Genomic DNA, 12803 nt, shown 5'->3' on the forward strand with positions numbered 1-12803 from the left:
TCATCAGTAAAATTACATCTTGGATCGTTTAGAAATTAAAAAGAATATTCAGAAACCGGAAGATCAGAATTTGTCTTTCCGTGCATTTGACCTTACAGAACACAATCTGAAAGATCATCTCCAGCCAAATAAGAAAGATCACTTTTGTATTTTGTTGGTGGAGTCTGGAGAGATCGGGCTTCAAATCGAGGATCAGAAATTTAAACTCAGTACTGGGAAAATCTCAATCATCTTTCCTGAGCAGATTTCTTTCATTACCTCGGTCTCGTCAAATATATCAGGTAAAATTATCTTGTTTGAGGAAATCCTTTTCTGTTCTGATATTCTGAAAAATGAATTGCTTTCGTATAATGTCGATCTGGCGACTCATCTCAATTGTGTCTTCCTGTCTCCTTCAGAATTTGAACAGTCAAAGAAACTGGTCAATGATATTGAAAGTATTTACCTTGACCCGAGTCTTGTCCGAAAAGAGCAGGCGCGTTTTTATATCAAGATCTTCCTGTTGGGTCTAATTGAATTAGTCCACGGCCAGCATCCTGTGTTACAACACGAAACAGATAAGACGCTTTACATTCGTTTCAAAAAAATGCTGAACGAGCGATACAAAAGTGAGCGGACCGTGCAGTACTACGCATCAAAATTAGCAATCACTACCAAGAAGCTGAACAATCTTACCAAGAAGCATTGTGATGAGACTGCAATTAACGCTATTCATAACCGTATTCTTCAGGAAATCAAAAGATTATTGTTGTTTTCCGATCTTTCTCATAAGCAGATCTCATTGGAACTAGGATTCAGTTCACCTTCGGCACTGAATAAATTCGTAAAAACCAAATTAAAAGAAACGCCGACGGAACTTCAGGAGGAACTGGCTCAAATTTATAACAGATAGACCCAATTATATAACACCTCGCTTTCTACCTGACCTACCTTTGTAATATAATTTTAACGTAAAATATAATACAAAAATGAGTAAGTTATTTATAGCAGGAGAAGTGTTCCACGGAGCAGGAAGTCTTGAAGAATTAAAAAACATCAAAGGTAAAAAAGCCGTTTTGGTAACCGGAGGAAGCTCAATGAAGAAAAGCGGAACTCTGGATAAAGCCATCGCTTATCTGAACGAAGCAGGAATCGAAACCAAAATCTATGAGGGTGTGGAAGAAGACCCATCATCAGAAACCTGTTTCAAAGGAGCAGAATTGATGAAAGAATTCCAGCCGGATTGGATCGTAGGAATTGGTGGTTGTTCAGCCATCGACGCAGCAAAAATGATGTGGGTGTTCTACGAATATCCCGATGCAGATTTCGAAGCGATGATCAAACCGTTTAGTGTTCCTACTTTACGAAATAAGGCAAAATTCATTGCGATCCCATCTACAAGCGGAACAGGAACTGAAACGACAGGTCTTGCCGTGATCACAGACCGTGAAAAAGGCGTAAAATATCCGATCGTTTCTTATGAATTGACTCCTGATGTGGCAATTATCGACGGTGAGATTTGCGCATCGATGCCAGCTCACGTTACCTCAAATACTGGATTGGATGCGTTGACGCATTGTGTGGAAGCCTATGTTTCAAACATCGATAATAATTTTGCAGATGCTTTATCTAAAGGTGGTTTGAAGATCGTTTTTGACAATCTGAAAGAAGCGGTACAAAATCCAGACAACATCACAGCCCGTCAGAATATGCACGATGCTTCTTTTATGGGAGGTTTAGCATTTAATAATGCCTGGTTAGGAATTGTACATTCATTATCTCACCAGGTTGGTGCTTTGTTTGGCGTTCCGCACGGTGCCTGTAACGCAATTTTTTTACCGAATGTCATCCGTTTCAACTCAAAAGAAAGCAGCCGTTTTCCTGATTTAGCAAAAGTGATTGGTAAAGAAACCACTGAAGAATTAGCACAGGCCATCGAAAATCTAAGAGCTGAAGTTAACAACCAATCGGCAGTCAAAGAATTCGGAATATCTCGTGAAGACTGGGATAAAAACCTGGATTTTATGGCAAAAAACGCATTCTTAGACCCTTGCACTGGTTTCAATCCAAGAAAACCAACCGTTGAAGAGTTGAAAGATATTTATAACGCTTGTTATGAAGGTCTTGTTTATTCTGAAGAAAAAGTCGTGAATGCAGCTTTGTAATTTAAGATAATATTTAAATTAATAAAACCCTTAAACTAGTTTAAGGGTTTTTCTTGTGCTAGTTTATGTCAATCCGAAAAATATTAAAACTAATTTTGTAATACTGAATTTTAGATATGATTTTTATGAAATTAAGATTTTTAGTATTAGTAGTTTCTATGATAATGACCACTTCCATTGTTTCCGCTCAAAAAATAAAACTTGAAGAATCAAATTTTAAAGCGGTGCAAACTTCGGTTTCAGTAGAAAAAATTGACGGGAAGAAAGCGGTAAAGGTCATTAAATCAAAATCGGTTGTGAAAGATGATGAAGCGACTTACGCCAGAATCAGCGATTTGAAATTCAAAGATGGAGTAATCGAGGTGGAAGTTCTTTCAAGATTGCTTCCGGATGCGCCCGAGCACGCCAGAGGATTTATCGGTCTGGCTTTCAGGATCAATGATGACAACTCGAAATTCGAGAGCATCTACATCCGACCGACCAACGGAATGGCGGATGACCAACTGAGAAGAAACAGAAGTATCCAATATTTTTCTCACCCGGATTTTAAGTTTACCGATTCCAGAAAGTCAGCGCCGGGCGTTTACGAGACCTATGCTGATATGGCTTTGAACCGCTGGATAAAGCTAAAGATAGAGGTAAAGGGAGAAAAGGCAAAGTTGTACATCGATAATGCGAAACAACCGAACCTCATTGTAAATGACCTTAAAATGGGTGCCGGCCGATCTGGTTATGTCGGTCTTTTCGTAGATATAGGAACCGAAGGATATTTTAGAAACTTAAAAATAACTCCGACAAATTGAACAAGAAAATTATAGTTTGTAAAAACAATTGTCCAGATGGCAGAAAGTTTTGAGAAAAAGATAGATGTGAACGGAAAAATGCTTTACGTAGAATTCTTTCACCAATATAAAAACCGACCAACAATAGTTTTTTTACACGATAGTTTAGGATGTGTTCAGCTTTGGAGAGATTTTCCCGTTAAGCTTTCTCTTGCCACAGAATGTAACATTTTGATCTACGATCGGCTAGGTTATGGTAAGTCTGACCCTATGCTTTCATCTAAGAGAACCCTATATTATTTGGAAGAAGAAGCAGAGATATTGAATGACTTGCTCTCGATTCTAGATATAAGAGAAGCCATACTTTTCGGCCATAGTGACGGAGGCTCAATTGCTTTATTGACGGCTGCGAAATATCCCGATAACATTAAGGCGCTCATATGTGAGGCTGCTCATATATTTGTCGAAGAGGTAACCTTAAAGGGAATTTACGATGCTTTGGATGCCTATGATAATACTGATCTTCCGCAACGTTTAGAGAAATACCACGGTGAAAAGGTCGACACGATTTTCAAAGCCTGGGTGGAAACCTGGATGAGCGATGATTTCAGAAAATGGAATATTGAATCGTATTTGTCAGATATCATTTCCCCGCTGCTTTTCATACAAGGCGAAGCAGATGAGTACGGAACTTTGGCTCAGGTGGATAGAACGGTCTCTCAGGTAGGCGGGATTGCCGAAAAAATAATTCTTCCTGATGTAGGACATACACCTCATAAACAATTATCGGAGAAGACAATCAAGATATCAGCTGATTTCTTGAAAAGCATATTATAAAAAAAGAAGGGATCAATTTCAATGTTGATCCTTTCTTTTTTTATATTATTTTGACTAATTAGAAAGCCACTTTACCACGTCGCTCAACATCTGCTGATTGATGTTATGGTCTGCCGGGTACTGATGAAACTCCGGCTTTAAACCTTTGCTGTGAAGATAGTCTACAGCATCTGTTGCATATCCGAACTTCAAAACCGAATCTTGAGTTCCGTGGGAAATAAAGATGTTCAGTTTTTTCAGTCTTTCGTCTGATACAATCAATGGTTTTACCTCCGAAAGCAATCTTCCGCTCATCACGGCAATTCCTTTTATCTTTTCAGGTTCCGTCAGAGCAACGCTGTAACTCATAATACCACCCTGACTGAAACCCATCAGATAAACCTGCTCTTCATCAAAGTTCTCCACATTTTTTAGATCATCGATGAACTTTATGATCTCCTTTCTTGAATTTTCTGCCTGCTCTTCATTGATGATGGAGCGATCAGGCATAATTTCAGCTTGAAACCACGCATAGCTGTTGGGTCTCAAAGTCAGAGGTCCTCTTGCGGAAACTACTAAAAAGTTGTCTGGAAGTGCATCGGCAAAAGAGAACAAATTTTCCTCGTTGCTTCCAACACCATGCATTAAAATGACCAATGGTGTTTTCTCCGTTTTTATTTTGGGTTGTCTTACCAAATAATGTAAGCCCGGTTTTTTTTCTGTTGTTATCATTTTAAAACTTAAACTGATTAAAATTACGGACGCTAAAAAAGCAAACGCCCAGAGATATTTTGTTTTTATCACGCTTTATCTATTTTTACCGACATCATATTCAGTGAACCTGCCACCAGACCGTCATTGAAGATGGTCGCCTTTTCATCTTTTTCCTGCAAGCCCAAGGTGTAAAGTAGCGGCAAATAATGCTCAGGCGTTGGGATAGACATTTGAACTTCTTTTCCCAGCTGGTCATATCTGATCAAGGATCTGTGGTCGCCGTCTGTGATTAGGTTTTTCAGTTTTTCATTTGCTGTCGTTGCCCAGTCAAAAGCATATCCGGGAACCATCATTTTGTCCCACGCGGCCATTCTCAGATTGTGAACGGTATTTCCGCTTCCGATAATTAAAACGCCTTTTCTTCTCAATGCAGAAAGTTCTTTTCCTAAAGCATAATGATATTCAGGGCCTTTGGTATAATCCATACTCATCTCGATAACAGGGATATCGGCATTGGGATAAAGAAACTTTACAACCGTCCAACATCCGTGGTCTAGTCCCCAGTCTTCATTCAGACCAACTTGTGTCGAAGTAATGAGTTTCTGTGTTTCCAAAGCCAAATCCGGACTTCCCGGCGCCGGATATTGCACATCAAATAATGCCTGAGGAAATCCGCCAAAATCGTGAATAGTCTGTGGCTGCTGCATTGCAGTCACAAATGTTCCTTTGGTTTCCCAGTGTGCAGAGATGCAAAGAATTGCTCTCGGTTTCGGCAATGTTTTTGCGACAGCCTGGAAACCCTGTGTAAAGATGTTGTCATCAATTGCATTCATCGGGTTTCCGTGTCCCAAAAAAAGTACCGGCATTCGTTCTGTGGGAGCCAGATTGTCTGTTAAACTGTGCAATGTATTGAGTTTCATCGCAGCGGCTCCAAGTGGTAAAAGTGCCATAGCTTTTAAAAAATCTTTTCTATTCATAAAAAACCTGTATCCAGATTTGTTATTTGCTCATAATTTGATCCATATAAGACTTGTTGTCCCAGAACAGATACTCTTCGCTCATTGTTCCGTCTGTGTTCCAGATACCAATCGTTGCCATCGGGAGTTTGAATTTTTTTCCTGTTGGCTGGATGAATGTTCCGTCTCCAAGCGGCATCGGTTTGGTGAAAGTTCCTTCCATATATCCCATCACGGCAGTCATATTTCCGCTTCCTAATTTCAACGGGTGCTCTTTGATTCTTGTGTCTGGTGCATACACGAACATTGCATCCAGTGTTTTGATGTGTTGCTCTATTCCTTTTTCAGTGTGCCCGTCTGGGAAATGTACCAGGATATCTTTTGCGTGGCTTTCGTGAAGTCTTGTCCAGTCTCTGTTGCTGAATACGGTGTAATCCAAAGTGTCAAAAGTGGCTAAGTTTTTAGCAATAATTTCGTTGGAAGCAGCCAATTCTTTAATTTGTTTTAAAGCTTTATCAGATTCAGCAGATCTTTTAGTTTGTGCGTTGGCTGAGAACATTGTTACGAATGCTGCAGCGATTAGTCCTTTTGTTAAGAATGATGTTTTCATTTTTTGTTTGTTTAAAAATTATGGTACAAATTTCCGAAACAAACAAGATGAAGAGATAACACAAATCGGCAGAATAGTTGTGATTTTAGGAAATGATTTTTACCATTTCTTTTCGGTATTCCGAAGGCGTGAAGCCTGATTTCTTTTTGAAAGCGTGGGTAAAATAGGTCTTCTCGTTAAAGCCAAGCTCATAACCGATCTCCGCGATCGTTTTGTCAGTCGTAATTAACAAATTTTTGGCTTCGGTCAGTTTTCTGGTTTCAATAATTTCTGAAACGCTCTGGTGCAAAATATCCTGACAGATGAGATTCAAGTTTCTCGTGCTCATAAATAGCTTTTCTGCATAGAAATTGACATCTTTGGCTTCCATGAAATGCTCATCCAGAAGCTTCAGAAAATTCTTAAAAGTATTGCTCTGGATCTTTTTGGATTCATCATTATTCAGGTTGAGCTTTTTGCGTTCCGATTCTATAATGGTGAACAAGCTGCTAAGCAATTGACGGATCACGGACAAATCGGGATTGAGTTGATTGTACTCCTGGAAGATGATCTCACAGATGGTATTCAGACGGTCAAAACATTCATCCGTTTTTAGACAAATGTTCGCCTTGTCGTGATAAGTGGAGTAGAGCTGAAAAACAGTGTCTGCAATGAATTCACTTTTAAAACGGATAGCCCAGATGTCGCATTTACCATCTTTTGCCAGAGGTCTCACGCGATGAACTTTTCCCTGCGCAATGAAGCTGACGAACGGGGCTTCCATCACCTGAGACTTGAAATCAATAAAATGTTCCAACTGACCGGACTTTCCAATTAAGAGTTCTTCAAAATCGTGGTTGTGCGGTTCGTTGTCCAATTGACTGATTCTTTGAGATTCAGCTAAATCAATTTTGAACATTTTAAAAATGTCATTCATTCCGTCAAATTAAACAATAAAAATAGTGAAAATTGGTTTAAACCAATCATTATTTTGAACTGTAGCTATATATAAATTATTGGGTGAGATTGGTCTTTTTAAAATTATCTTTTGGTAACTTTATGTCTTAATACCGTTCGATTAAATCAGTAAAAATTTAAAAATAATCATTTATGAATATTGACCTCAAAAATAAAAATGCGCTCATTGGTGCAGCAACTCAGGGGATAGGAGCCGGAATCGCAACTGAACTGGCAAAATGTGGCGCCAATGTCACTTTAATGGCTAGAAATGAAGAGAAACTTAAAAATTCCGTTGCTGAACTTCCTGTCATTAATGAAAATCAAAAACACCAATACCTCGTTGCTGATTTCTCTGATTTTGTAAGTTTTAAAACAATTATTTCAGATTATTTTAAAAATAATTCTGTAGATATTCTGGTCAACAATACGAATGGTCCGGAACCAGGAATGGCTCGGGAAAAAAATGTGGAAGATTTCCAGACAGCTTTTGACCTGCTCTTTAAAACGGTTTGTGAGACGACTACTTTGGCGTTGCCACATATGACTGAGCAGAAAAACGGACGTATCATCAACGTTTCCTCATTATCAGTTAAAGAGCCTATCAACAATTTGGTACTTTCAAATTCTATCCGTTCTGCGGTTGCAGCCTGGTCGAAATCTTTGTCTAATGAAGTGGCGCAGTACAATATAACAATTAATAACGTTCTTACCGGTTATTTTGATACGGAAAGAATTCAGAAAATCATTAAAGTTGAATCTGACCAAAGTGGAAAATCAATTGAAGAAATTAAAAAGGCAAGAGAAAACAAAATCCCGATGAAGCGTTTGGGCAAGCCTGAAGAATATGGTCATCTGGTTGCATTTTTAGCATCAGATTATGCAGCTTATATTACAGGGACGAGTATCCCATTGGATGGTGGATTGGCGAATGTTTATTAAATTAATGGATAGGTCGTCCACGGTTTAGAGTCTTTGTTCGGAAAGCTTTGTAGGTGCGTAACCAAAATGTTTTTTGAAAGCGTACGAAAAATGCGACAGATTTTCGAATCCTGTTTCATAGTATACATCTACAGGCTTTCTTTTTTTCTCGCTCAGCTCATAATATGCCAGCTCCAAACGTTTTTGCGTCAGCCATTTTTGTGGTGTGGTTTTAAAAGTGATCTTAAAATCCTTTTTAAAGGTCGTCAGGCTTCTTCCGGTGAGATAAGCAAATTTTTCAATCGCCATATTGAACATAAAATTCTTCTCCATAAAATCTGCAATACTGATCTTCCCAGGTTCAGAGAAATCAGACAGAATACCGTCTATATTTTGATCGATGCTGCGAAGGATGGTCAGTATTTCTTCTATTTTTAAGACAGTTATTTTTTCAGGCAGTTCACTTTCCAATTCGAAATATGGTATTATTGAGGAAAAAAAACTATCCAACAAAGGATGTTTTTCAAAGGTGAGGATCTTCTGCTGATGCTGTTCTGATGTTCTGATGGGATTTTTAGTAAAAAAAGTCTTCAGCCTCTCGGTGGTCAGAGTCATAACCACAGATTTGTAGTTTCTGCCGTCCTTTGGATATTTGATCAGCGTACATAATTGGTTTCTGGGAAATAGCAGCATATCTCCGGCTCCAAACGTATGTGTTTTGTCTGCAAGAATGATCTTCATCTCACCTGAGATGATCTTTACAAAAGAATGGTGCTCAAGAACAATTTCATCCTTGAAATATTTTTCCTCTATGCAGGCAAGAACGATCTCAGCATAGTTGTTTTGTTTTTTTTCTGCCATAAACATTAGATTTATCAAATTTACAAAAAACATATCAGAGCATTTTTTTGCCCTGATACGATTTAGTTTCAACTTTTGATTTACGTTTTTAGAATCTATTAGATTATGAATTTTACGCCGGTCAAATCTTCGCTTAATAACCACAGATCCTTTGCCGATGCTTCATCCAGGGCATAATCCAGAACACCTGATAATTTTTTAATATCCGTCATTCTGTCTGCAAAATTTTCTGGGCTCTCATCTATAGTGTGGTCAACATCAGCGATATTATTATTTTCGCAGTACACACCGCCTATTTCATTCAAATCCGGGCTGGTGGACACCCATACGGTTGTAGAAGCACCTTGAGAAATTGTTTTTAATCCTTTCAACGCATCTCTTATCACATCACCGTTTTCATCATAAACACCTAAACCGGAAAGTTGTTCGTCTGTAAGATGTCTTTTTAGGTCAGTTTCTACAATGGCTCCGGGATGTAATGAATAAGCTCTTACACCATAATCTTTACCTCTGTTATCTAATTCTACTGAGAATAAGATATTGGCAGTTTTGGACTGACCATAGCCCAGCAAGCTTTCATATTCACGTTTTTCGAAGTTTGGATCTTCAAAATTGAACTTTGAATAATGGTGTCCCCAGGAAGAAACATTGATCACTCTTGCGCCCTCTGCTTTAACCAAAGCTTTCCATAGTCGGGAAGTCAATTGGAAATGGCCGAGATGATTTGTCGATAGTTGGGATTCATAACCACGACTGTCCCTTTGCAAAGGTACCCACATAATGCCGGCGTTGTTGATCAGAAGATGCAATGGTCTTTCAGATGACATAAATTTTTCTGCAAATGAATCTATTGAGACAGGATCCATCAGATCCATTGTTTCCAACTCGACATTGGAAATGCCTTCTAAATTTTTCTTAGCTTTTTCTACATCTCTTGCAGGAACTATTACTGTTGCTCCGGCAGATGTCAATGCTTTAACGGTTTCTAGTCCTATCCCTGCGTAACCACCAGTGACGATAGCGATTTTCCCGGTAAGATCAATTCCTTTGATAACTTCCATTGAAGTTGAAGATCCATTAAACCCTGAGTTGATTGGTTGCTGTAATGCACCCTGATAATTGCTGTTTGACATATAAATCTTTTTTTGTTAGTACAAATTTAGAGTCATCTGGAAAGATTCACTTTGTTTATAAGTCGTGTTTTGCTTTGTTTATAAGTCGCTATTATTTTGATGATGAACGCATGGTGAACGTTGTAGATCGGAAGTTGATACCAAATTTCTCCATTTTGGAATCGATATAATTGAAGTTGCAATATGTTTTTCTTAACTTTATATACAGATAAAGAAGCTTCTATGGACAACGAAAATAATAATAAGAAAAACGTGGTGGCCTTCTATGACCTGATGTTTAACCAGTGTAAACCTGAAGAGGCAATCGCTGCCTATGCCGGGGAAACTTACATACAGCACAATCCACACGTTGGTGATGGTAAGCAAGCATTCATCGACTATTTCAAAAGGATGGCTACAGAATATCCGGGGAAGAGTGTCATTTTCCAAAAGGTCATTGCCGAAGATGATCTTGTCGTGCTACACTGCCATCAGATCTGGCCAGGAGATCACGAGTATGCAGGCATGGATATTTTCCGTCTTGATGATCAAGGCAAAATAGTGGAACATTGGGATGTTTTGCAGGTAATTCCGGATATTTCTGCGAATGATAATTCAATGTTCTAGAATATTCTTACAAAAAAATCCTGATATTGATATCAGGATTTTTTTGTAAGAATATTTTTAAATTGTATACTAATGAAATTGCTCCTTAATCAATCAAAACTCACAGAATATTTTTTCGGTTTCATCCCAATATATTGTTTAAAAACCCTTGAAAAGTGACTCAGATTGGAAAATCCGAGTTGATAACCGACTTCAGAAACAGTCAGTCTTTCATCTCTTAGTAAGCGTGCGGCTTCCTGCATCCGGTTGTACTGGAAAAAATCAAAAACACCTTGGCCAAAAGTCTGCTTGAACAATTTTCTCATTTTGGGCTCGCTCATTCCGATCTTTTTAGAGAGCAAACCAATATTGGGAGGTTCATTCAGATTATTTTGCAATTGGAATTTGAGCGAGTAAATAGATTTTATATCATTAATATTCAACTTCTTGGAACGAATAGCATCTCTCTGTACAAGCAGACTGAAAATATTACAAAGAAGTTCCTGCCATTTTAATTTACAGTAATAGATTTCTATACTCTCAGGGACAGAAGGATGCATCATTTCACTGGCAGTTTTTATCATTTCGGCATTGACAGCTGTTTCATATGCAAAATTATCTTTGGCGCTGAGAATGTCTTTGACCAATGGATGGCTGATATTTCCGAATAACTGCTGCAGATATTGCCTGGATACTGCCATCACAATACTGCGGTAGGACGTATTGGAAGGTATTTCCAGAATCGAAGTTAGAGATTGTTTACAGATTGTGACGCTCGATCGTTCGGATAGCAGTTTTTTTTCGCTATTATTAAGTTCGGGGAATATACCATTTAAAATAAAAATAATGTCATCCGTTCCTTCAACAAATTGATTGTTCCCGTCCATGACCATTTCTTCGTGCAGATGATAATTTCTCAACATCACTCGCAACTGGTTATGTTCCCAAGTAAATCCTTTGATAAATCCTCCACCTTTGGTTTTAGGAATGTACAGAAAACGCCCGTCAACGTTTGTTGTAAGTTCTTTAGATTTCACATCGGTCCCAGCATCTTGCTTACTTGCTAAAATTTTCATTTAAGACTTTTTTAATATTATAAATGACTATTTTATCCACAAAAGTATACATAATTTTGTGATACAGAATCAAAATAAATTCTAGAGGTAAAACTGATTTAATTGATACTGAAATAATTGGTCACAAAGGGTGACCTTAGATTAGATACTTAAAATTAAGCGATGAAAGAAAAAATACGAATAGGCTTTATCGGCCTTAATCCGGAAGGACATTGGGCAGCTAACGCTCATCTGCCTGCCTTAGCATATTTAAAAGAAGACTTTGAAGTGACAGGTGTCGCTAACACGACCTATGAAAGTGCCAAAAGATCAGCAGAAGCATTTGGAATTCCTTATGCGTTCGAAAATGCAGAGGCATTGATCCTATCCGAGCATATAGACCTTGTTGTAGTCACCGTAAAAGTTCCTTACCACTTTGCATTGGTTAAAGCAGCTCTCGAAGCGGGAAAACACGTATACTGTGAGCACCCATTGGGAAATGGTCTTGACGAATCTACTCAATTGGCAGAATTGGCAGAGCGCAAGGGAGTTGTTGCGGTAACCGGTTTACAGATGACAGTTTCTCCTGAGGTTCGACATTTAAAACAACTTATCAATGATGGATACGTTGGTGATGTTCTTTCAACGACTTTAATCGGCTCTGGCGGCAATTGGCGTAATGAAACGATTGCAGAAAATTATTATCTTAATGATAAAAGCAATGGTGCCACAATGTTGACGATCCCTTTAGCACATACGTTGGCAGGTGTTATAAAAGTATTGGGAGGCTTTAGGGAATTTTCTTCCCATCTTGTTAATCATTTTAAAAAAGTGACCGTTACAGATTCAGGTGATGTTAAGGAAAAAACTGCGGAAGATCAGATTATGATCATTGGAACTTTAGAAAATGACGTTGCCATTTCTGTTCATTACAGAGGTGGAATGTCAAGAGGAACTAATTTGCTTTGGGAAATTAACGGTACAAATGGCGATCTGCAAATTACGGGAGCGATAGGACACGGGCAATTGACTGAGTTGACGATTAAAGGTGCTACAGGTAGCGAAAATGAACTTGTAACTCTCACTCCTGCTGCAGAATTATATGATGATCTGCCATCAGATGCTGTGAGCGGCAATGTAGCGAGAATGTATAAATTGCTAGCAGCAGACATTAGAAACAATAGGAGAACTGCACCAACATTTGAAGATGGTGCAGAGCTCTATAGATTATTGGACTCTATTGACACATCTGCTAAAAGATAATTTTATTTTTTTTACATTTATGATATT

14 protein-coding genes are annotated in these 12803 nt (G+C 38.4%); 7 read left to right on the plus strand and 7 right to left on the minus strand.

Going from position 1 to position 12803, the window contains the following annotated elements; translation table 11 throughout:
• The first annotated feature begins 19 nt into the window (after nt 1-19).
• The 4 genes from IC610_RS10385 to IC610_RS10400 all read left to right on the plus strand — a co-directional run bounded on the left by IC610_RS10385 (nt 20) and on the right by IC610_RS10400 (nt 3763).
• Complete coding sequence (locus IC610_RS10385) at nt 20-892, plus strand: helix-turn-helix domain-containing protein (RefSeq protein WP_194698912.1); 873 nt, start codon at nt 20-22, stop codon at nt 890-892.
• Nucleotides 893-968: 76 nt separating this feature from the next.
• Complete coding sequence (locus IC610_RS10390) at nt 969-2144, plus strand: iron-containing alcohol dehydrogenase (protein ID WP_191736785.1); 1176 nt, start codon at nt 969-971, stop codon at nt 2142-2144.
• A gap of 125 nt (nt 2145-2269) precedes the next feature.
• Nucleotides 2270-2947 carry a LamG domain-containing protein gene (locus IC610_RS10395; RefSeq protein ID WP_191736786.1) on the plus strand — a complete coding sequence of 226 codons (678 nt, stop codon included), beginning with the start codon at nt 2270-2272 and terminating at the stop codon, nt 2945-2947.
• 36 nt (nt 2948-2983) lie between these two features.
• Entirely contained in the window at nt 2984-3763 is a 780-nt protein-coding gene (locus IC610_RS10400; protein WP_191736787.1) for an alpha/beta fold hydrolase, read from the plus strand.
• Between the two features lie 54 nt (nt 3764-3817).
• Here IC610_RS10400 and IC610_RS10405 read toward each other — a convergent pair whose 3' ends face one another.
• The 4 genes from IC610_RS10405 to IC610_RS10420 all read right to left on the minus strand — a co-directional run bounded on the left by IC610_RS10405 (nt 3818) and on the right by IC610_RS10420 (nt 6938).
• Complete coding sequence (locus tag IC610_RS10405; RefSeq protein WP_191736788.1) at nt 3818-4474, minus strand: alpha/beta hydrolase; 657 nt, start codon at nt 4472-4474, stop codon at nt 3818-3820.
• 68 nt (nt 4475-4542) lie between these two features.
• On the minus strand, nt 4543-5376 hold the full coding sequence (ygiD, locus tag IC610_RS10410; protein WP_449506093.1) for a 4,5-DOPA-extradiol-dioxygenase: 834 nt from the start codon (nt 5374-5376) through the stop codon (nt 4543-4545).
• A 79-nt stretch (nt 5377-5455) separates the two neighbouring features.
• A complete protein-coding gene (locus tag IC610_RS10415; RefSeq protein WP_228462904.1) occupies nt 5456-6022 on the minus strand; it encodes an ester cyclase in 567 nt (188 codons plus the stop codon).
• Nucleotides 6023-6107: 85 nt separating this feature from the next.
• Entirely contained in the window at nt 6108-6938 is an 831-nt protein-coding gene (locus IC610_RS10420; protein WP_191736790.1) for an AraC family transcriptional regulator, read from the minus strand.
• A gap of 173 nt (nt 6939-7111) precedes the next feature.
• On the opposite strand from IC610_RS10420, the gene IC610_RS10425 reads away from it, so the two are divergent.
• Nucleotides 7112-7900 (plus strand): SDR family oxidoreductase, encoded by a 789-nt coding sequence (locus IC610_RS10425; protein ID WP_191736791.1) that lies wholly within the window; start codon nt 7112-7114, stop codon nt 7898-7900.
• A 24-nt stretch (nt 7901-7924) separates the two neighbouring features.
• Here the strand turns inward: IC610_RS10425 and IC610_RS10430 are convergent, their stop codons facing one another.
• Together IC610_RS10430 and IC610_RS10435 are read right to left on the minus strand one after the other, a co-directional pair.
• Nucleotides 7925-8740, minus strand: a complete 816-nt coding sequence (locus IC610_RS10430; RefSeq protein WP_191736792.1) for an AraC family transcriptional regulator — start codon at nt 8738-8740, stop codon at nt 7925-7927.
• A gap of 98 nt (nt 8741-8838) precedes the next feature.
• The gene (locus tag IC610_RS10435; protein WP_191736793.1) at nt 8839-9873 is read right to left on the minus strand and encodes an SDR family NAD(P)-dependent oxidoreductase; all 1035 of its coding nucleotides are present in this window, start codon (nt 9871-9873) and stop codon (nt 8839-8841) included.
• Nucleotides 9874-10095: 222 nt separating this feature from the next.
• Here IC610_RS10435 and IC610_RS10440 point away from each other — a divergent pair, with 222 nt between their 5' ends.
• Nucleotides 10096-10479, plus strand: a complete 384-nt coding sequence (locus IC610_RS10440; RefSeq protein WP_191736794.1) for a nuclear transport factor 2 family protein — start codon at nt 10096-10098, stop codon at nt 10477-10479.
• 89 nt (nt 10480-10568) lie between these two features.
• Here the strand turns inward: IC610_RS10440 and IC610_RS10445 are convergent, their stop codons facing one another.
• Complete coding sequence (locus IC610_RS10445; RefSeq protein WP_191736795.1) at nt 10569-11534, minus strand: helix-turn-helix domain-containing protein; 966 nt, start codon at nt 11532-11534, stop codon at nt 10569-10571.
• A gap of 162 nt (nt 11535-11696) precedes the next feature.
• On the opposite strand from IC610_RS10445, the gene IC610_RS10450 reads away from it, so the two are divergent.
• On the plus strand, nt 11697-12776 hold the full coding sequence (locus IC610_RS10450) for a Gfo/Idh/MocA family protein (RefSeq protein WP_191736796.1): 1080 nt from the start codon (nt 11697-11699) through the stop codon (nt 12774-12776).
• Nucleotides 12777-12803 lie beyond the last annotated feature (27 nt).

The sequence above is a fragment of the Chryseobacterium caseinilyticum genome (assembly GCF_014837145.1).
In the GTDB taxonomy this organism is placed as follows: domain Bacteria; phylum Bacteroidota; class Bacteroidia; order Flavobacteriales; family Weeksellaceae; genus Chryseobacterium; species Chryseobacterium caseinilyticum.